Here is a 20,125-nt window from a genome sequence, read left to right as displayed (position 1 = left end):
GGTTGCGCAAGCGAAATGCATCACATTGATCCACGGCGCGGACAAGTGCACGGCCGTCCCCGGTGAGACGGTGATCTTCACGGCATGGATCATGAACGACTCCACGTGCCATCTTCGTAACATTCGTCTTATTCCGCGGTCCTTCACCAACGAGGCCATGGAGCCCCTGGTTTATACCTCCAGCCCGGACCGTCGCCATCTGTCAGTCGGCTCCCTGGCCCCGGGCGAAGGCGTCATGCGGAGTTTCTCCTACCGCGTCACGGAGTCGGACCATGTCCACGGCGGCAGCCTGGTAAGTGCCATGCAGGTCAGGGCGTGGTGCCGCGGCCAGGAAGTTGTTGACGAACACGACGCCATCGTGGCGCTCTCGGATGCGCGGCTGGATTGGCTTCCACGGTCATCGCGACCAGGCCTGGGCTACTGGGCTTCAGCAACGGTCACGTCAGTCTCGCCGCGACGAAGGCCGCATTCGCCGAGAGGGCGGGCCGACTGACCCGGCGCGGTCAGTTGTTGTCAGGCTCCGCGTCAACCGTAGGCTTTTCTTTCGGCCAGTCGACGTCCTGTTCATATCCCTCGTGCCTTTTCAGGTAACCGGCAATGAACGGGCAATGCGGAATGATGCGCTTCCCCGACGCCACGACGTCATCCAGGGCGAAGTGTGCCAGAACGTTCGCCAGTCCTTGGCCCTTGAATTGGGGTTTCGTCTCCGTGTGGATGAAGTCGATGTGACCGGGCCTGTCCAGGAACTGTGAAATCACCGCCAACTCCCCGTCTACGTGTAACTCGTAGCGGTGGAACTTGTCGTTGCGCAATGTAGTAACGCCGGGGCGGAACGACTCGGCCAGTGAATCCGTATTCTCGGTCATGGTTCGAGATTGGCACGTAAATCGTGTGCTGGCAACGTGGCCGGGGTCGCCTGCCGCGCTTCCGCAGGTTCTGCCTCCGCCGCCGGGGGGACCGGCGTCGGAACCCTGCCCAAAAGCAGGACAGACAGCGCGAAGCACGCCGCTCCCCCACCCAGCAACGCGAGCGTCAGTCCGTTGAAGGCGGCGTCCGCCACTGGGATAAAGACCACGACGGCGGCCGTCACCACGGCGGCCCGCCCCGGGCCTCGAGCATGGCTTGCTGCCATGGGACGATCCTCAAGCCGGCCGAAAAGCATCGTCACCGGGACGAGCAGTGCAACCACGGCGATGAAGACGGGAATGCGGGCCCACCACCACTCTGCGGTCTCGGCCACCGGCCTGGGCACGTCGGTGAGCAACAACAAACCGGCCATGCCAACCAGGAGGGGGAGATGCCATAGATAAACGGTCATGGAGCGGCGTCCCGCCACAGCGATCCCGGCACGGATCCACCGGACGTCAGCGAGCCACCGCAGCCCTGGACCCAGCAGTTGCAGGGTGGCTGTCTGGGAAATGCCCAGCAGAAGCAGGCACAAGTTGGGTGGGTTGATGTTCACCACCATGTTCCCCGGATACACAGCGACTCCGGTGACAAGTCCCAGGAGGAGATTGCTGCAGATGATGGCGCCCACCAGCCAGGTGCGGCTCCGGTGTTCGAAGAAGCCGTCGGCCTTGAAGAATCCCAGCTGCTGCACGGCGCACCATACGAAAATCATGTTGGTAAACGCCAGCACGGGAATGGCGCCGCGGAGGGAATCGACGGCGATGATGAAGGCCACCAGAGCCCCGAAAGTCAGCAGCGGTGCACGTTCATGGAATCTTGCCAAGAGGGGGATGCTCAGCTGGGCCGTGAGGTACGCGGCGAGGAACCACAACGGCATCGCAGCTCCGGCAGTCATCAGCTGGATGACTTGCGGATGGACACCCAGCAGCAGCGCGATCCACAACCCTCCCCACATGACGGCGAGCAGGGCCATGGCGGGACGCACCAATCGCAGGAGGCGCAGCTGGGCGAAGTCGAATCCTGTCCCGCCGGCCGTTCTCAACCGCCGCCACGACTGGAGGCCGGTAACACCGCCAAGGACAAAGAAGAGCGGAACGATCATCAGGACCCAGAGCACAGGCGTGAACCAGGCTTGCTCCATGAGGACGTTCCGGGTCTCGACTGTCCCATCCTTGTGCAAAACGGGGCTCACCATCATGCAGTGGGCTGCGACCACCAGCAGCAGGCACGTGAATCGGACAAGGTCGATCACTGGATCCCTCTGCGCAGCCGTTGGGCTGACCGCAGGAAACGCCTCCCGCTCCATGGCTCTCCCTACCGGGCCGGCACCTGCGTGCTGACTCCCAGTGTGCTGACTCCATTGTCCGCCTCGCGGAGCAGCGGAGCCAGCAGGGTGGCTTCCGCCCTGTCCACATGGTCGCATTTCAAGTCTGGACGGGACGCCGAAACAACGGCAGGATCAGACGCATGACTACGTCCATTTTCGTGAATCTTCCTGTCAGCGACCTCGAGGCTTCCAAGGCTTTCTACACAGCACTTGGCTACACGATCAACCCGAACTTCACCGACGAAACCGCGGCATGCGTGGTTTTCAGCGACACGATCTACACAATGCTGCTTACGCACGACAAGTTCAGCCAGTTCACCAAGCAGCCCATCGCGGATACCAGGAATTCGACGGCGGCCATCGTCGCCATTTCGGCCGACAGCCGGGAAGACGTGGATGCTTTGGCAGGCAAAGCCCTGGAAGCCGGCGGCTCAGAAACCTATGACCCGCAGGATCTCGGTTTCATGTACAGCCGGGCCTTCAGGGACCTCGACGGCCACCACTGGGAAGTGCTGTGGATGGACGACGCCGCAGCCCAGGCAGGCCCGCCGGAACACTAGCCCAGCGTTACGGCCAGGATGCCAAGCACGACGGCGAGCAGCGGCGTCGTGCCTTGGATGGTCGCTGCCCGGAGGTACTTCTTACCGCTCGCCACGAGGACCAGAGACGCAAGAAGCATCGAGCCGCAGCTGCTGAAGACGAGGGTCCAACCGACCTGGGGTGCACCCATGGCCACTGCGACAATCCCGACCAATGCACCGATGGCGAGGAAGAGGTTGTAGAAGCCCTGGTTGTACGCCATGGACTTGGTGGTATCCGCTTCGGCCTGGGACGTGATGCTGAATGTCTTCCACGTAGCTGGCTTGGTCCAGGTGATGGACTCCATGGTGAAGATGTAGACGTGAAGAAGGGCGGCAAGCGTCGCAAAAATCAGGGAGGCCAGGATCATGGTCTGATCCTAGCCTCCCCGTGTTCCTGCGCTGGGTGTCAGGCGCTGAGCAACTCAAGCGTGGCGCCGGCAAAGGATGCTGCCGAACCGTTCCACCGGGCCAGCAATCCCTGGAGATTCTCGCCGTCTGCCCGGTACGCCGCTGTTTCCGACTCCAACGTGGCCAGAATCCCGGTCCGCAGCTCCGTGTTGAAGTTCACTTTGCCTACCTGCATTCCGGAAGCTTTGGCAAGCTCACTGGCCGGGATTCCGGAGGCGCCGTGGAGCACCAGAGGGACCTCTGTCCGTGCAGCGACATCCTGCAACACATCCCACCGGATGTTGGGCTCACCCGTGTACTTGCCGTGGACGTTTCCCACGGCAACAGCGAGCAATTGCGCACCCGTTTGCTCCACGAAGCCGGCCACCTGCTCCGGGTCGGTGAGACCGGGGACGGAAGCACCGGCGTCGGGCGTTGATGACCCGAACGCGCGGTCCTCGTCGCCGGCCAGTCCGCCCAACTCCGCTTCGATCACGACGTCGGCATGGCCCGTCGCGTCCAGCGCGGCACGGACCTCGCGGACCAGGTGGATGTTGTCCTTGAGCGGCTTGGATGAGCCATCGGCCAGGACGGCATCAGCTCCGGCAGCCACGGCTTCCAGGATGACGTTCAGATCTGAAGCATGGTCCAGCTGGACGGACACCGGGACGGTCGCGGAGTCCGCCAAGCCCCGGAGGGCAGTGATGAGCCGCAGGCCGTTGGCGGTGGACGCGGTTTTCGGCGCCACCAACAGGATTACGCCAAGGCGGGCTTCCTCTGCAGCTGACACGACGGCAAGCGCCGTGGTGAAGTCGTAGCAGGTGAAGGCTGGAACAGCAGAGCCGGTGGCCAGCGCGGAAGTGACCAGGTGGTCGAGTTTCGTGCGCATCAGTGGGCCAGCCCTCCTACCAGGATCCAGGCAACGTACGTCAGGACGAAGCCGGCCAGGCCCAGGATGGTGGTCAGAACGGTCCAGGTCTTGAGGCCGTCGGAGACCGTGAGGCCGTAGTAGCGGATCACGGTCCAGAAGCCGGCATCGGTCACGTGGGACAGGCCGAGCGCGCCGAAGCCGATGGCAATCACGATCACTGCGATCTGCGCCGGCGAGTACCCGCCCTCCATGACCGCTGAGGTGAGCAGGCCCGTCGTCGTGACGATTGCAACCGTCGCCGAACCCTGTGCGGCGCGCAAGGCCAGCGAGATGATGAAGCCGAGCACGATCACGGGCAGGCCGAGGCTGTCCAAGGTGTGGGAGAGCGCGGCTCCGATGCCGGAAGTGCGGAGGACTTCACCGAAGACGCCACCGGCAGCAACCACCATCAGGATGGAAGCGATGGGCGGCAGGGCACCCTCGAAAATCTCGCCTGTTTCCTTGAGGGACCAGTTGCGGCGGACAGCCAGCAGGAAGAACGACAACGCAACGGCGACGAGGAGGGCGAAGAACGGATTGCCGATGAACGAAGCCACGCCGTACCAGTAGTTGTCCTTGGCGATGGTCAGTGTGCCGACGGTGCCGAGAAGGATCTGCACGATGGGCGCTGCGATCAGGAACATGATCAGGCCCGGACGCGGCGGGGCGATTGCGCGGGCACCCGGACCGTCGTGGCCCACGTGGACCAGGGAATCGGAACCGAATTCCTCAACCTGCTGCTTCACGCCGGGGAGGAGTTCGTAGTCCTTGCGGTTCATGATGCTGGCAACCCAGTAGGACAGGAAGCCCAAGGGAATGCAGATGATCAGGGAGATCATGGTGATCAGGCCGATGTCGGCACCGAATACGCCGGCGCCGGCAACGATGCCCGGGTGCGGCGGAACAGCCACATGGATGGACAGCATGATTCCAGCCATGGGCAGGCCGAACTTGATGGGGTGGACCTTGGCGATTTTGGCGAAGGCGTAAACGATCGGAACGAGGACGATCACTCCCACCTCGAAGAACACCGGAATCGCGACCAGGAAGCCGACGGCCGTCAACGCGACAGCAACGCGCTTGGCACCGAGCTTCTCCGTGAAGTGCGTGGCCAAGGACTGCACGCCGCCGGAGACCTCGATCATGCGGCCAAGGATGGCGCCGAGGGCAATCAACAAGGCGACCTTGCCCATGGTGCTTCCAACACCGTTGGTCACCACCGTGAAGATGTCCTTGAGCGGAATCTGCGCAGCCACGCCCACCAGGATGCTGACGGCGAGCAGGGCAACGAATGCCTGGATCTTGAAGCGGATGATCAGGACCAGCAGCAAGGCGATGCCTGCCGCGGCGATGGTCAGCAGAAGCGGTGTTCCCAGCTCCACTGCGGGTTTGATGGCAGGGGCATCTGCGGCCCCGGCCATGAGGGAGTTGACGAGGGGGTTCATTGGGGCGGTGTCTCCTTTGACAAACCGGTGCGCACAGCAGACCGGCGGGAGGTGGCGGCGACGGCGAAGGGGGGATCGCCGTCGTCGCGCGTTCTGGGGTGGGTGGAGTTTTTGTACAGCTAATGACCTTTAGGGCGCCCCATGAGGGCGTTAGGTGTACAAAAACTCCGGGGTTAAGCGGTGCGCTTGGCGGGCGCTACTACCTTGATGACGGCGGAGTCATCAGCGGCGGCGAGGCCTTGGGCCTGGCCGAGCAGGTAGAGCTGCTCGGCGGCAGCGGCAACCGGTGCGGCGAGTCCGGCGGCCCGGGTTGCCTTGCCTACGATGCCCATGTCCTTGACGAAAATGTCCAGGCGGCTGAGGACCTCGGCGCCGTCTTCGGTGTAGGCCTCGAGGATGCGCGGGCCACGGTTGGAGAGCATGAAGGAACCGGCGGCTCCGGCTTCGAGGGCTGCGAGGGTCTTGGCCTGGTCGAGGCCGAGGGCGTCCGCGAGGGCCATGGCCTCGGCGGCGGCAGCGATGTGGACTCCGCAGAGCAACTGGTTGACGGTCTTCAGGGCCTGGCCGTCGCCGGGCTTGTCGCCCACGATGCTCAATGTGGAGGCCAGCAATTCCAAGGCAGGGCGCGCCTTCTCTAGCGCCTCCGGCTCGGCTCCGACCACGATCAATAGATCGCCTTCACCTGCACGCTTGGGGCCGCCGGACAGCGGAGCGTCAACCAGCGAAACACCGTACTCGGCAAGCTTGGCGACCGTCGCCGGGATGGCTTCAGTTCCCACCGTGCTGCCCAGGATTACGACGGCGCCCGGCTTCAGAACGGCAGCGACACCGTTCTCGCCAAACAGGACGTCGTTGAGCTGCTCACCGTTGCGGACGGCGAGCAGCAGCGCATCTGCGTCCTGCGAAGCTTCGCGGGCCGAGGCGAAGGTCTTGATACCGGCCGCGGCGGCGAGTTCCAGACGGGGCTCGGCAATGTCGAAGCCGTGCACAGTCAGCTCGGACGCGAGCCGGGTTGCCATGGGCAGGCCCATGGCACCAAGGCCCAGGACGGTGACGGTGTAGTTGCTGCTGGTCATGGTGTTCTCCATTGAATTTTGGCTGTTAGAAGGTTGCGCTGAGCTTGCGGGTGACCTGGGTCAGGGATTGGTCGTCGCCCACGTTGCCGGCGAAGACGATGTACGGGATGCCTTTTGCAGGGCCGTCCACCGGCTCCCACAGGGAGACGATGCCCGGGAGCATGGGGCCGCGGACTATCGCGTGGCGGATTTCCAGGCCATGGGCGGCCACGTCCGAGGATGTGATGCCGCCCTTGGCGATGACGAAGCGCGGCGGGAAACTCTTGAGCGTGCGGTTCACGACAGCCACGACGGCGGCGGAGACGGTGCGGGCGATCTTCAGGCTGGCTGCGGCGTCGTCGGTCTTGATGAGCAGGCGGCTGGTGTGGACGATCACGTCACCGCTGCGGAGGGCATCCACGACGTCGGCCACTACCGTTCCGATGTACGCTTCGGCTTCTGCTTCGCCCTGGGTTTTGGTGCCGGCAATGAGCTTCTCGACGTCGATTTCGATGGTCCTCGCCGAGCTGTGCTGTGCCGTGAGGTCGTTGAGTTGCCGCGTGGTGACGCCCACGTGGGAACCCACAACGATCAAGCCTCCGGCTGTGGAGGGAGTGTTGCCCGCAAAGGCCTCTTCGGAGGTCAGCGCGGTGCGGATCTCCTGGCCGATGCGTCCACGGACGAAAGGCGGACCCACGCGGTAGAGGAGCTTCTTGCCGCGGCGTTCTGCTTCCTCCAGGCCCAGAGCAAGGGCGCGGAAGTCATTCTCGGTGACGATGTCGGCCACGATCGGGGTGGAGTTGGTGGCGGATTCCAGGGCGTCCGCGATGGCCTTCGCGGAGATGGTGGGGTCCTGGGCGGAAGCACCGGCGCGGATGATGTTCAGGTCCAAGACGATCACGTCGCTGGCGGGGAACCGCCCCTGCGACTTCTCCTCCACATACTTGGCCATCTCTGAATTTGCGAAGCCGAAGCTCGCGTCCTTGGCGAACTCCGTCTCGGCAACGGGGGTGAGGGAACCGGCATCTTCTCCGGTCCCACGCATGTAGTGCACACCGCCGATGGTGACGCGACCGGCGTCGGGGAACGCGGGGACGATCACCACGCCGTCGGTGGTTTCGCCGGTTTCAGCAGCCACGGTGGCGGCGATGACGTCCGGCTCCAGCGGGTAGTGGCCGCGGAGGGTGGAGTCGCTCCGGCTGACGAAACCCAGGCGCAGTCCGTCGGCAGAAGCGGCTGCCGCGAGCGCATTCCGGACGATTTCCTCGTTGCGGGCTGCGGCTTCTGCGGGGTCCAGGCTACGGGTGTTGGTCAGCACATAGACGGCGGGCTTGGTCTGGTTGTCACGGATGTGGGCGAAGGCCCAGGTGAAGTCAGCGACATCCCAGCTGGTCAGCACTGCGAGATCTGCCACGGATTGGGTGCCTGTGGGGTCGTCGTCGAGGACCACCAGGACGCGGGGGCTGCTTGCCGAGGACGCGGCAACGGCATCGGCCACGAGCTGAGCAGGAATCTGGACTTCCGCCGGGAAAGCGGCCAGAACGTCGGCTTCAAGGGTCACTGTTCACTCCATCGTGGGAAATCTTTGCTGCGGTTTGTGAATGTAAGATGTCAGACATCTAACATTTGAATTAGTGTGACACAACACTCCCGGCCTGCGCAAGGAGACCAGCGTCACTAGGCTGGGTGCATGGCTGGCAGCGAAGCACCGTTCACGTCCGTGGATATCCGCACGCCTGTTGTTTCCGCAGGTGAAACGGCGCCGGCGGTCCTGATCCACGGCTGGGCCTCAACATCCGCCTACTGGGAACCACTGGCCGGAAAGCTGCTCGACGCCGGATACCCGGCATGGATTGCGGACCTCCCCGGCTATCACCCCGGCGAGGTGCTCTCCCCGGAGTTCGAATGGACCCTGGAGTCTGCGGCAGCCTCCTTGGCGGCGACCCTAGAAGCCAAACACAGCGGTCCCGTTCACCTGGTGGGGCACTCCCTGGGTGGCAGCGTGGCGCTGACGCTTGCCGCCGGCTTCCCGCAGCTGACGGCAACCCTAACGCTGGTTGGCATGGTTCCGGCGCCGCCCAACGAAGGCTTCCGGTCCATGCTGCAAGCGCAATGGAAACAAGGTTTCATCGACGCCGGAACCAAGGTTCGATGCATGGCAGCCTGGTACGGCGACCCGCCTTACCAGGACGAAGAACTACTCAGCCGCGGGTTCGATATCCCGTTCAAAGTCCTGGGCCCGAGCGGCGAGGCGGCCATGACCGGCGTCGAACCTTCAGTACCTGGGCGCGTCCACGCTCCGCTGCTGGTGCTGGCCGGAACAGCGGACCGCGTGCGGTCCATGGAACAGATGGCCGCGTTTGTGGACGCGGACCCGCGACGCCGGCTGAAGGCCATTCCCGGGGCGGGCCACAGTGTCCATTGGGAGCAACCGCAACAATGTGCGGAAGCGTTGCAGGAGTTTTGGAAAACCAGCTGGCCACCGCCAGCGTAAGATGTCTGACATCCATCTCGCCCCGGGGAAGCCGGGCGCAGGATGGGCGGATACAGGAATGGGGTTACATGGCACGCAAGTCGCTGGTTGGCGTCGTCGCTGATGAGTTGCTGGACCGGATCATCGCGGGCGAATTTCCACCCGGCACGGTTGTCCCGGGCGAGCTGGAGCTCAGCGCCAAGCACGAGGTGAGCCGCATGACCGTGCGTGAAGCCATGAAGACCCTGGAAGCGCAGCGGATCCTCAGCGTCGAACGAGGCCGGGGCACGTTCGTGAATCCGCTGAATCAGTGGGCATCCCTGGAGGCCGTGCTGCGCGCAGCGTCGGAGGGCACCAAGGATGCCGCGGCGGCCATCCAGTTGATCGAACTCCGCCGCATGCTGGAGACGGGCGCCTGCGAACTGGCCGCCGAGCGTATCTCAGACGACGAACTCATCACGCTCAAAGAGCATGTGGCAAAGATGCAGTCCTCCCACGAGGACAATGACCTGGCCGGTTTCGTTGAAGCCGATCTGGCCTTCCATGACGTGATTCTGCACGCCTCCGGCAACGTCTTCGTGGCCGTACTGTTCGAACCCCTGCACCGCGTCCTGGAGGCACGCCGCCGGGAGACGTCCGCTTTCGCGGAGATCCAGGAACACGCCATCGGACACCATCGGAAGATTGCCGCGGCGCTGGAATCCCGCAACCCCAACGAGGCGCGGCTCGCGATGGACGCGCACATGCAGCAGACGCTGGACGACCTGAAGACGTACGTCCTGGAGGCGTAGCTAGCGGCGCAGTGTCTCCGACGGCAACTCCCCGAAGGTCTTCAGATACAGCGCCGAGAACCGCCCCTGGTGCGTGAAGCCGCACGACTCCGCAACCGCCGTCACGCTTTGCTCACGCGGGCCGGCTTCCAGGAGCATTTCGCGGGCGCGATCCAACCGGATGCTCCGCAGCAGGTCCGACGGCGTCGCCCCGGTTTCGGCGCGCAGTGCCGTCTGCAGGGTCCGGACCGAAACGCCAAGGCACTCGGCGATATCGGGCACCGTGAGTTCCTCTGTGGCGTGACGCTCCAGCAGTTCGCGGCATTCCCGGACCAGCCGGCCCTCCGCTTCCGTGTTCCGGGCCTCCTCCGCAGGCGGCTGCATCGCCATCAGCAGCCGGGACACCATGCTGTCCGCCAACAAGCCTTGAACGAACACCGGCGCGGCGGTCTGCGGCCGGCTTATCAGGTCGTCATGAAGCTCGACGACGGACCTCAGGAAGGCGCGACCGGCGGCGCCTGACAGGTCCATGCCGTAGCCAAGCTCCACAGCGCCGTCCCCGTACAGTTGCCCGGCAACCCGTTCCAGCGCCGTTCGCCGCACATAGACGATCAGGTGCGGGCTGCCGCCGTCCCAACTCATGGAGAATGGCCTGTCGATCGGCGGAACAGTGGCCATGTGCGGGCTGGATTCCACCGTGCTGGTCCCTACCCGCATGGACGCATGCCCGGCGAGCGGGATCTGCACCAGATGGAAATCCTGCAGTCCTTCAGGCTCAATGCGGACGTCGGCGCCGTAGTCAAGGAACTCGATGCCCACGTCGCCCCGGTGCAGGGAACGCAGCTTCATATCCACTGCCGAGGTCCGGGTCCGCGGTGCGAGCTCGTGGCTGCAGAACAGCTCGGCGATCCTGGCGTGGGCTTCGTCCACGTCAGTTGTGGCCATCGTCGGCCGCCCCCGCAGGACATCGCGGGGAAGAATTTTCACCATTTGGGCACCCACTCCACAGTTCTGCGCTTTTCGGATGATCCCCGCGCTACGTGGATATTCCGGATTTCAACGGCCGCCTAGAGTCGCTTTCAGAACCAGTATGACGCAGCTCACATCACGATAACAGCACTGAAAGCGAGGTGGGACCAGTGAAGAACATCAAGCTCGTGCATGACCGGCGGGACGAGTGGGATCGACACCATTTCGAATTCTGGGCGGCGGAACTTCAAGCCAAGGACGCTCAGCTCACCTCAGCGGCGTGGGTTGGTTGGCACGAAGAAGAGGAAGACCCTGCGTAATCCGGATGACTTTTGCGCTTAGTGGATAGTCCGGCCAACAGCGACTGCCTAGAGTCGCTTATGGATAAACCATGACGGACGTCACATTTCTTCAACATTACAAGTACGGGAAAGGTTTGGGCCATGTCAGGACTCGACGGCAGGACAGCAATTGTCACCGGTGGGGCAACCAAGGTGGGACAAGGCGTGGTGACCTCGTTGCGGGACGCCGGAGCCACGGTGGTGGTTGCGGATATAGCTCCCGACGGCGGCACCCTCACCAAAGCACTCGGGGAAGGAATCCACTATTCCCACACGGACATCACCGATGACGCCGCAGTGCGCGAACTCGTGGAGGAAACCGTAGCCCTCCACGGCGGTCTCGACATCCTGGTCAACCTGGCCTGCACCTACAAGGACGATGGCCCGGCATCCGGTCGCAGCGACTGGCTCGAGGCCCTCAACGTCAACCTCGTGAGTGCAGTGGTGGCAAGCAACACCGCGCGCCCACACCTCAAAGCGTCAGGGCACGGCGCCATCATCAACTTCACCTCGATCTCCAGTTCCATCGCCCAAACCGGCCGCTGGCTCTACCCGGCCAGCAAAGCGGCCCTCGTCCAGCTCACGCGCAGCATGGCCGTGGACTTCGCGGCGGACGGCATCCGGGTGAACTCCGTCAGCCCCGGATGGGTGTGGAGCAACATCATGGACACGCTCAGCAACGGTGATCTTGCCAAGACCGATTCCGTGGCCGCCCCTTTCCACGCTCTCAAGCGCGTCGGCCGCCCGCACGAGGTTGGGGACGTCGTCGCGTTTCTCGCCGGCGACCAGGCAAGTTTCGTGACCGGCGCCGATTGGGCGGTCGACGGCGGCTACTCCGCCTTGGGTCCTGAACGCGCCGAAGAAACCATCCCCCTGCTGGCCGCCAACTGACGCCAGGCTCCACCACACTCCATAGAAGGGCAACACCATGACGCAACGCCACATCACCATCGTCGGAGCCGGCCAGTCCGGGCTTCAGCTGGGCATCGGACTGCTGGACGCCGGCTACTCCGTGACCACCATTTCCAACCGCACACCCGAAGAAATCCGGGACGGCAAGGTCGCCTCCAGCCAATGCATCTTCCACAACGCACTGGAGCACGAGCGGGCGCTGGGGTTGGACTTCTGGCCCGATGCCCCCACGGTCGACGGCATTTCCTTCACCATCCCCCACCCCGAACTCCCGGGCGAGAAGGCCATCAGCTGGGCATCCCGCCTGGATAACCATGCCAAGTCCATCGACCAGCGCGTGAAGTTCCCGCGGTTCATGGAAGAGTTCACGGCACGCGGCGGGGAACTCGTTTTCGAAGACGCAGGCGTGGCCGAGCTGGAGAAGTACGCGCAGAACTCGGACCTGGTGATTGTCGCCGCGGGCAAGGGAGACATCGCCCAGCTGTTCACCCGCGACGCCGAACGGAGCACCTACGACGCCCCGCAGCGTGCCCTGGCGCTGACCTACGTGAAGGGCCTCAAGCCCCGCGAAGAGTACTCTGCGGTTTCTTTCAACCTCATCCCCGGCGTCGGCGAATACTTCGTGTTCCCCGCACTCACCACCAGCGGCCCCTGCGAAATTATGGTCTTCGAGGGCGTGCCCGGCGGTCCCATGGACACCTGGAAGGGCCTCTCCCCGGAGGAACATCTGGAGAATTCCACGAACATCCTCAAGACCTTCCTGCCATGGGAAGCCGAGCGGGCAACGGATGTGGAACTCACCGACCCCAACGGCGTCCTGCAAGGCAGGTTTGCGCCCACTGTCCGCCACCCGATCGCCACGTTGCCGAGCGGCCGGCAGGTACTGGGCCTGGCCGACGTCGTGGTGTTGAACGATCCCATCACCGGCCAAGGTTCCAACAACGCCAGCAAGTGCGCGGCGTCCTACCTGGACAGCATCATCCGGCACGGCGAACAGCCGTTCGGCGCTGAGTTCATGCAGGCCACATTCGAGCGCTATTGGGATTACGCACAGCACGTTGCACACTGGACCAATGCCCTCCTGGCCCCGCCGCCGCCCCACGTCCTTGAACTCCTGGGCGCCGCCAACAGCGAGCCGGACATCGCCCGCAGGTTCGCCAACGGCTTCAACCATCCGCCGGAATTCCAGGAGTGGTTCATGTCTCCCGACAAGGCAGCCGGCTACTTGGCAAGCCTTTCCGCAGCCAAAGTCTCCTAGCCACGTTTTTTGGCACAGACAAGCTAAAAAGGACCCATCATGCGAAAGATAGCAATCGTGGGCGCCGGCGAATCCGGTGCCCAACTGGCCCTGGGCCTGCAACGGGAAGGCTACGCAGTGACACTGCTGTCCGACCGTTCCGCAGCCCAGGTCCGCACCGGGAAAGTCATGTCCAGCCAGTGCATGTTCTCCACGGCCCTGGATGCCGAGGCACAGATGGGGACCGCCCTCACCGAATACTACGAATCCGGAGCAGTCCCGGCCATCACCTCCATCCAGCTCCGGGTGGACGCGGAAGAACCCATCGAATGGGCAGCCCCCTTGGACGGGACTGCCCGCTCCATCGACCAACGGATCAAAAGCGCCCTGTGGATTGAGACGTTCGTCGCTGCCGGTGGCGATTTCCGCATCGAGAAGGTCACCCCGCGCATGCTCGAGGAATTCGCCCGCGACTACGAGCTGGTCATTGTGAGCACGGGCAAAGGCGAAATCGGGCAGATCTTCCCGCGGGACAAGGCAAAGTCGCCTTTCGACCGCCCGCAGCGCGTCCTTGCGCTGAACTACGTCAAGCCCGACGCCGGCGCTGCCGCCGGCGCTGTAGGTCACGGCGCAGTGGGTGACGGCGCAGTGGGCGCCGGCGCTGTAGGTGACGCCATCCGCATGTCCATGGCCCCCGGCGTCGGCGAGTTTTTCACCTTCCCGGGCCTGACCGTGTCCGGCCCGTGCCGCATGATGGTGTTCGAGGGCGTGGTGGGTGGCCCCATGGACCGGTGGACCGACGTCGGAAGTCCTGAAGAGCAGCTAGCGCGATCGCTGGCGATCCTGCGCGAGCACTTTCCGCACGAAGCCGGGAACTTCGCCGGAGCCGAACTGACGGATGACGGCGCCACGCTTCTGGGACGCATCACGCCTACGGTGAGGTCCGCCGTCGGGGAACTCGGCAACGGAAAGCTGGTGTTCGGGCTGGGTGATGCCGTGGTCCTCAACGATCCCCTCACCGGTCAGGGTTCCAACAATGCAACCCTGGCTGCAAAGTACTACCTGGACTCGATCGTCCGCCGTGGCCAGCAACCGTTCGACCGCCACTGGATGGAGCGCACTTTCGATGAATTCTGGCGGGGCTGGGGGCAGTGGGCCGTTGAATGGACCAACGATCTCCTGAAACCGCGCCGGGACCACCAGAAAACGCTGCTCAGCGAAGCCGCTGAACATCCCGCGTTGGCGGCGAGCATCGTGAACGGTTTCGACGACCCCCGAACGTCCTACCCGTGGTGGTTTGATCCCACCGCTGCTGCTGACTTCATGCAGGCCAGGAAGGAAGAAGACACCTCTGCGTTCGACGTCCGTGACTTCCGGAGCGCCCTGGGACAATTCGCCACCGGCGTCACAGTGGTCACCACCGTTTCCGCGGACGGCAGGAAGGTGGGCATGACAGCGAACTCCTTCACGTCGGTCTCCATGGATCCCCCGCTGGTGCTGTGGTGCCCCAGCAAACGGGCACCCAGCCTGGGCGATTTCGAGGAAGCCACGCACTTTGCCATCAATATCCTGGCAAGCGACCAGCACGTCCTTTCCCGCCAATTCGCTACCCCGGCCACGGACAAGTTCGCCGGAGTGGAAACCGTGGAAGGCATCGCCGGTGTACCGCTGCTGGACGGCGCGGTGGCGACCTTCCAATGCCGGACCGTCTCGCGACATGATGCCGGGGATCACGTCATCTATGTGGGTGAGGTGGAAAGCTACAACCACGACGGCGGCGCTCCCCTGGTGTTCCACGGCGGCAAGTACCACGCCACTGCCAGCCACCCTGATTTCTGAGCACTCTTGAAAGGAACGGTTATGGACGAATCCTGTGAGGTCGCGATCATTGGCTCGGGAATCAACTCCCTGGTGGCGGCAGCCGAGCTTGCCCTGGACGGAAAGCGCGTGTGCATCATCGAGCGCTCGGACCGGCTGGGTGGGTTCATCGACTCCTCCGAACGGACCTTGCCGGGCTTCATCCACGACACGTTCTCCTCCTGGCATCCGCTGTTTGTGTCCGGCGGCGCCTATGAAGTGCTGGGCAAGGAACTGCACGCCCGGGGCTTCGAGTATTGCAATACCACCGGGCCCGTGACGGCGAGCGTAGCGGCGGACCCGGCGACGGGGGCGCACCGCGTAGTCATTGCGCACCGGGTTCCAGCCGAGACAAGCGCTGCTTTCAAGGAGCCCCGGGACCAGGCCGCTTACCTGGCGATGCTCGATGACCTGGGCCGGAACGCCGGAACGGTTTTCGGGGCCTTCGGGGCCGAGCTGCGGTCCTTTCCTGAGGTTGCAAAGATCGCCTTTGGCGCCGTGCGGCGTGGGCGGCTGGCCGCAAATGAGTCATTCATCCGGGACTCCGTGATGAGCGGCCGCAACTACGTCCGCAGCCGCTTTGACGGCTGGGAAACGGACCAGTTGTGGTCGCCGTGGCTCCTGCACGCCGGGCTGGGACCGGACCAAGCCACGGGAGGGGTGATGCTGCCCGTCATGGCCATGAGCATGCACGGTTTTGGGCTGCCCGTCGTGAAGGGCGGGGCATCGCGGTTCGTTGCAGCGTTCGAGTCGCTCCTGAGGGACAACGGCGTCAGGATCATGCTCGGTGCCGAAGCCGAGGAGATCCTGGTTTCAGGCACAGCGGTCACGGGTGTCCGGACGTCGCAGGGCAGTGTTTCGGCCGACACCGTGCTGGCCAACGTCTCCCCGCAGGCCCTTTACACGTCATTGCTTCACGAGCCCCCGGCCGCGGCTGCCCGGGCCGCTGAAAAGTACCAGAACGGCCGCGGAGCCATGCAGATCCACTTGGCCTTGGACAAGCCCGTTGAGTGGCTCGATCCCCGGCTCAACACCGTGCCGCTGGTGCACCTCAGCAATGGTTCGGACAGCACGGGAATTGCCTGCGCCCAGGCCGAAGCGGGACTGCTGCCGGCCGAACCAACGGTTGTGGTGGGGCAGCAATACGTGCTGGATCCGTCGCGGGCACCGGAGGGGAAGGCCACGCTGTGGTTGCAGCTGCAGGAGGTGCCGTTCGCGCCTGTTGGCGATGCCGCAGGTGAACTGGACGTCAGCAACGGGTGGAGTGGCGAACTTAAAGCCAGCTACCTGGAGCGGGTCCTGGCAAGGTTGGAACAGTTTGCTCCGGGGACCCGCGCGAGTATCCTCGCCTCCGACATCCTGGCACCGACGGACCTGGCCCTGGCCAATCCCAATGCCGTCAACGGGGATCCCTACGGCGGCTCGGCTGAGCTCTTCCAAAACCTTCTGTGGCGGCCTTTCCCGGAAGCCGCCGGACACCGCACGGCCATCCAAGGTCTCTGGCATATCGGGGCTTCAACCCACCCCGGTCCTGGACTTTCGGGCGGCTCCGGACACTTGGTGGCGCAGAAACTGACCGCACCGCCGTCACGATTTTCCCGTATCCAAGAAGCACTGAAACCACGTAAGCGATAGGAGAACAATGTCTGTTCTGGCCGGGCTCACTACAGCCCTTTCGAATGGTTCGGTGGAGATCATCGACCTCACCACTCCCCTCAGCTCCGAGACGCCCATTTTGAACCTGCCGCAGCCTTTCGCAAACACGGTGGGGCTTTCCGTCTCGCCGGTGAGCAATTTCGACGACGCCGGACCCGCCTGGGCCTGGAACGACGTCACGGTGGGCGAGCACGCAGGAACACACCTGGACGCACCGGTGCACTGGATCACCGGCAAGGACGGCAAGTCCGTGGACCAGATCGAACCGCACCGCCTGGTAGGTCCCCTCGTGGTGATCGACAAATCCGCCGAGGCGGCGCAGGACCCTGATTTTCTCCTGGAACCGGAGCACTTTGAGCAATGGCAGGAAGAGCACGGCGCGTTCCCGGAGAACTGCTGGGTCATCTTCCGGACCGGTTGGGCGGCCCGCGGCGCTGACGCTGACGCTTTCGTCAACGCGGACGACGCCGGACCCCACACTCCCGGTGTCTCGGCAGCGGGTGCCAAGTGGCTCGCCGGAAACGCCTCGATCAGCGGTTTCGGCGTGGAAACCGTGGGCATCGACGCAGGCCAGGCCGGTACCCTCGATCCGATGTTCCCGGTCCACTCGTTCCTGCTCGGGGCGGACAAGTACGGCGTCACGTCGCTGCGGAATGTGGACCGGCTTCCTATCACCGGTGCCACGCTGGTGGTTGCTCCCCTGCCGATCGTTGGTGGCACCGGAAGCCCCAGCCGCGTGTATGCGCTAGTTGAAAAAGTCGCGGTGGAGAAGGCATGAGCGGGCAGGTTCGGGTTTCCGCGCTGGTCGGCAGGACCTTGGCGAAGCTCGGTGTCGGACACGTTTTCGGGGTGGTGGGCTCCGGAAACTTCGATGTCACCGGAACGCTCATGGCCGAAGGCATCCCGTTCACCGCGGCCCGGCATGAGGGTGGAGCGGCGACCATGGCGGACGCCTACTCCCGCATGTCGGGCAAGGTGGGCGTGGTCACCACACATCAAGGCTGCGGGCTGAGCAACGCCATCACCGGGATCGGGGAGGCCGCGAAAAGCCGGACACCCATGATCGTTCTAACCGCCGACACCCAGGCCGCAGCCATCCGCTCCAACTTCAAGATCGACCAGGACGCCCTGGCCCGCAGCGTGGGCGCTGTAGCCGAGCGGATCCACTCCCCGGCCACGGCGGTCGCTGACACGGTCAGGGCTTTCCGGACGGCTGTGAACGAGCGCCGCACGGTGGTTCTGAGCTTGCCGTTGGACATCCAAAGTGCCACCGCAGCGGACGAGGTGGGTGCCGCCGTCGTGCCTCAACCGCCCAAGGTGCGCCCCGACGCTGGCGCCGTTGAGCAACTGGTGGCACTGATTTCCGCAGCTGAGCGACCCGTGTTCGTGGCCGGACGCGGCGGGCGCGGCGCCAAGGACGAAATCCTCGCGCTGGCGCGCCATGCCGGAGCCCTCGTGGCGACGTCCGCGGTGGCGAGCGGGCTGTTCAACGGCGACGCGCACAACTTGGGCATTTCCGGCGGGTTCTCTTCGCCCGCAACGGCGGAGTTCATCAGCAGCGCCGACCTGATCGTGGGCTGGGGCTGCGCACTGAACATGTGGACCATGCGGCACGGGCGGCTCATTTCGTCCGGCACCACGGTGGTCCAGGTCGACGTCGAAGACTCCGCCCTGGGTGCCAACCGTCCCATCACTCTGGGGGTGCTGGGCGATTCGGCGCTGACCGCAGCCGATGCCCTGTCCGTACTGGCCCTTTCACAGCCGGAGCCTGTGGAGAAGTACCGTACAGAGGCCAACGCCCTGGCCATCAAGCAGGGCTCACGGTGGCGGGACGTGGACACTGAAGACCTGTCCACCGCGACCTCCATCGACCCGCGCGTCCTCACCCGCGAACTCGATTCGATGCTCCCTGCCGAGCGGATCGTAGCCGTGGATTCGGGCAACTTCATGGGCTACCCCAGCCAATACCTTGCCGTCCCGGACGAGTTCGGGTTCTGCTTCACGCAGGCTTTCCAGGCGATCGGACTGGGCCTGTACACGGCCATCGGCGCCGCCGTGGCCCAGCCGCACCGCCTGCCGGTCCTGGGTGCAGGAGATGGTGGGTTCCTCATGGGTATCAGCGAACTCGAGACCGCGGCGAGACTGAAGATGCCGCTTGTGTGCATTGTGTACAACGACGCCGCGTACGGAGCCGAGGTGCACCATTTCGCTTCAGGGCACTCCGAAGCCGAGTTGTCCAGCGTCGTGTTCCCGGCCACCGACATTGCCGCGATTGCCCGGGGATTCGGTGCGGAAGGGGTGACAGTGCGGACCGTAGCTGACCTCGAAGCTGTTCGCCCGTGGATAGCTGCTTACGAAGCCGGGACGCAGGACCGGCCGCTGGTCATCGATGCCAAGATCGCCTCCGACGGCGGTTCCTGGTGGCTGGCCGAAGCCTTCCAGGGCCACTAAGTGCCGGCGTCGTTTTCCGAAGTCGTCTGCACACGCTGCCCTGAAAGTACTGAACTTGTGCAGACGGGTATGGAAATCAGAGTGTCCAAAGTCCCCTGCACGAGGCGTCACACTTTGGTCGAGAGTCCTCTGCACGAAGGCTCCCGGCAGTGCGTTCACTGCCGGGAAGCGATCGCGTGGTCGGCGCAGCGCGCTGGATGGCCCGGTAGACGGTGGAGCGAGCGACGCCGAAGAGTTCAGCAATCTCCGTTGTCGTGTGTTCCACCCTGATGAAGGCTCAGGAGGTGGGCCTCCTGCCTTTTGGAGAGCTTGGGCTGTCGACCCCGAAGCTTGCCCTTCGACTTCGCCACCGCAATGCCTTCACGGGCTCCGGGCGCGAATAGGGGCGGATTCAAATTCCGCGACCATGCCCAGGATGTTGAACAGCAGCTTTCCAACCGGGTCATGGGGATCGTAGATACTGCCTCCGATGTTGAGGATTACGCCCTTGCGCGTGAGTTCGTCGGCAATATCCCTTGCGTCCGGCAGGGACCTTGCCAACCGGTCAAGTTTGGTGACAACGGAGGTGTCGCCGTTGCGGCACGCAGCCACGGCCTTTTCCAGACCGGGCCGGTCTCGTTTAGCGCCGGTGAATCCGTGGTCGACGTGGACCATCTCGTCGTCAACTCCCAAGGCATGGAGAGCATGACGCTGGGCGGTGAGGTCCTGACTGCTGGTCGAGCAGCGGGCATAACCGATGGGCATGATTGGGCTGTAGCGTATAAGGCCCGGCGGATTCAGGCGGTCATTGCAACAGGAGTCCTTCGATCATTTCGATCGGTTTTCTGAACTCTAGTCTTTTGCGT

The 20,125-nt window shown here is 64.2% G+C and carries 19 protein-coding genes and 1 pseudogene; 11 read left to right on the top strand and 9 right to left on the bottom strand.

Annotated features, from left to right (window positions below; translation table 11 throughout):
- Positions 1–91 precede the first annotated feature (91 nt).
- Positions 92–493: a hypothetical protein gene (locus tag PV760_RS20190; protein WP_354628544.1), complete on the top strand. Its 402-nt coding sequence runs from the start codon at positions 92–94 to the stop codon at positions 491–493.
- 10 nt (positions 494–503) lie between these two features.
- Here the strand turns inward: PV760_RS20190 and PV760_RS20185 are convergent, their stop codons facing one another.
- Together PV760_RS20185 and PV760_RS20180 are read right to left on the bottom strand one after the other, a co-directional pair.
- Positions 504–866 carry a GNAT family N-acetyltransferase gene (locus PV760_RS20185; protein ID WP_018778983.1) on the bottom strand — a complete coding sequence of 121 codons (363 nt, stop codon included), beginning with the start codon at positions 864–866 and terminating at the stop codon, positions 504–506.
- The gene (locus tag PV760_RS20180) at positions 863–2,215 is read right to left on the bottom strand and encodes an acyltransferase family protein (RefSeq protein WP_354628543.1); all 1,353 of its coding nucleotides are present in this window, start codon (positions 2,213–2,215) and stop codon (positions 863–865) included. The genes PV760_RS20185 and PV760_RS20180 overlap by 4 nt, the downstream gene beginning before the upstream one ends.
- Positions 2,216–2,376: 161 nt before the next feature.
- On the opposite strand from PV760_RS20180, the gene PV760_RS20175 reads away from it, so the two are divergent.
- Positions 2,377–2,796, top strand: coding sequence for a VOC family protein (locus tag PV760_RS20175; protein ID WP_018778986.1), 420 nt, complete (start codon positions 2,377–2,379; stop codon positions 2,794–2,796).
- On the opposite strand, the gene PV760_RS20170 is transcribed toward PV760_RS20175, so the two are convergent.
- The 5 genes from PV760_RS20170 to PV760_RS20150 form a co-directional block, all read right to left on the bottom strand.
- Complete coding sequence (locus PV760_RS20170) at positions 2,793–3,185, bottom strand: DUF1304 domain-containing protein (protein WP_018778987.1); 393 nt, start codon at positions 3,183–3,185, stop codon at positions 2,793–2,795. The two genes, PV760_RS20175 and PV760_RS20170, sit on opposite strands and share 4 nt — an antisense overlap.
- A gap of 38 nt (positions 3,186–3,223) precedes the next feature.
- Positions 3,224–4,093: a class II fructose-bisphosphate aldolase gene (locus tag PV760_RS20165; RefSeq protein WP_354628542.1), complete on the bottom strand. Its 870-nt coding sequence runs from the start codon at positions 4,091–4,093 to the stop codon at positions 3,224–3,226.
- Positions 4,093–5,559, bottom strand: a complete 1,467-nt coding sequence (locus PV760_RS20160; RefSeq protein WP_018778989.1) for a GntP family transporter — start codon at positions 5,557–5,559, stop codon at positions 4,093–4,095. The genes PV760_RS20165 and PV760_RS20160 overlap by 1 nt, the downstream gene beginning before the upstream one ends.
- A gap of 173 nt (positions 5,560–5,732) precedes the next feature.
- Entirely contained in the window at positions 5,733–6,635 is a 903-nt protein-coding gene (locus tag PV760_RS20155) for an NAD(P)-dependent oxidoreductase (RefSeq protein WP_039239290.1), read from the bottom strand.
- Between the two features lie 25 nt (positions 6,636–6,660).
- Entirely contained in the window at positions 6,661–8,175 is a 1,515-nt protein-coding gene (locus PV760_RS20150; protein WP_354628541.1) for a four-carbon acid sugar kinase family protein, read from the bottom strand.
- A 129-nt stretch (positions 8,176–8,304) separates the two neighbouring features.
- Between PV760_RS20150 and PV760_RS20145 the strand changes: the two genes are divergently transcribed.
- Together PV760_RS20145 and PV760_RS20140 are read left to right on the top strand one after the other, a co-directional pair.
- Positions 8,305–9,108: an alpha/beta fold hydrolase gene (locus tag PV760_RS20145; RefSeq protein ID WP_354628540.1), complete on the top strand. Its 804-nt coding sequence runs from the start codon at positions 8,305–8,307 to the stop codon at positions 9,106–9,108.
- A gap of 68 nt (positions 9,109–9,176) precedes the next feature.
- Entirely contained in the window at positions 9,177–9,878 is a 702-nt protein-coding gene (locus PV760_RS20140) for a FadR/GntR family transcriptional regulator (protein WP_039239287.1), read from the top strand.
- On the opposite strand, the gene PV760_RS20135 is transcribed toward PV760_RS20140, so the two are convergent.
- Positions 9,879–10,847, bottom strand: a complete 969-nt coding sequence (locus PV760_RS20135; RefSeq protein ID WP_039239285.1) for an AraC family transcriptional regulator — start codon at positions 10,845–10,847, stop codon at positions 9,879–9,881.
- A gap of 149 nt (positions 10,848–10,996) precedes the next feature.
- Between PV760_RS20135 and PV760_RS20130 the strand changes: the two genes are divergently transcribed.
- The 7 genes from PV760_RS20130 to PV760_RS20100 all read left to right on the top strand — a co-directional run bounded on the left by PV760_RS20130 (position 10,997) and on the right by PV760_RS20100 (position 19,280).
- Entirely contained in the window at positions 10,997–11,146 is a 150-nt protein-coding gene (locus PV760_RS20130) for a hypothetical protein (protein ID WP_189076386.1), read from the top strand.
- A gap of 123 nt (positions 11,147–11,269) precedes the next feature.
- The gene (locus tag PV760_RS20125) at positions 11,270–12,058 is read left to right on the top strand and encodes an SDR family oxidoreductase (protein ID WP_055977204.1); all 789 of its coding nucleotides are present in this window, start codon (positions 11,270–11,272) and stop codon (positions 12,056–12,058) included.
- 37 nt (positions 12,059–12,095) lie between these two features.
- Positions 12,096–13,337, top strand: a complete 1,242-nt coding sequence (locus PV760_RS20120; protein WP_018778997.1) for a styrene monooxygenase/indole monooxygenase family protein — start codon at positions 12,096–12,098, stop codon at positions 13,335–13,337.
- A gap of 39 nt (positions 13,338–13,376) precedes the next feature.
- Entirely contained in the window at positions 13,377–15,155 is a 1,779-nt protein-coding gene (locus PV760_RS20115) for a flavin reductase (protein ID WP_354628539.1), read from the top strand.
- Between the two features lie 21 nt (positions 15,156–15,176).
- Positions 15,177–16,808, top strand: coding sequence for a phytoene desaturase family protein (locus tag PV760_RS20110; protein ID WP_354628538.1), 1,632 nt, complete (start codon positions 15,177–15,179; stop codon positions 16,806–16,808).
- A 7-nt stretch (positions 16,809–16,815) separates the two neighbouring features.
- A complete protein-coding gene (locus PV760_RS20105) occupies positions 16,816–17,607 on the top strand; it encodes a cyclase family protein (protein WP_354628537.1) in 792 nt (263 codons plus the stop codon).
- On the top strand, positions 17,604–19,280 hold the full coding sequence (locus PV760_RS20100; RefSeq protein ID WP_354628536.1) for a thiamine pyrophosphate-binding protein: 1,677 nt from the start codon (positions 17,604–17,606) through the stop codon (positions 19,278–19,280). The genes PV760_RS20105 and PV760_RS20100 overlap by 4 nt, the downstream gene beginning before the upstream one ends.
- Before the next feature lie 76 nt (positions 19,281–19,356).
- Here PV760_RS20100 and PV760_RS20095 read toward each other — a convergent pair.
- Positions 19,357–20,024, bottom strand: a pseudogene (locus tag PV760_RS20095) (recombinase family protein).
- Between the last annotated feature and the right edge of the window lie 101 nt (positions 20,025–20,125).

Source organism: Paenarthrobacter sp. CC6 (assembly GCF_040560085.1).
Classification (GTDB): Bacteria; Actinomycetota; Actinomycetes; order Actinomycetales; family Micrococcaceae; genus Arthrobacter; species Arthrobacter nicotinovorans.
Note: the sequence above shows the minus strand (reverse complement) of the source record. Positions and strands in the feature narration are given on the sequence as shown.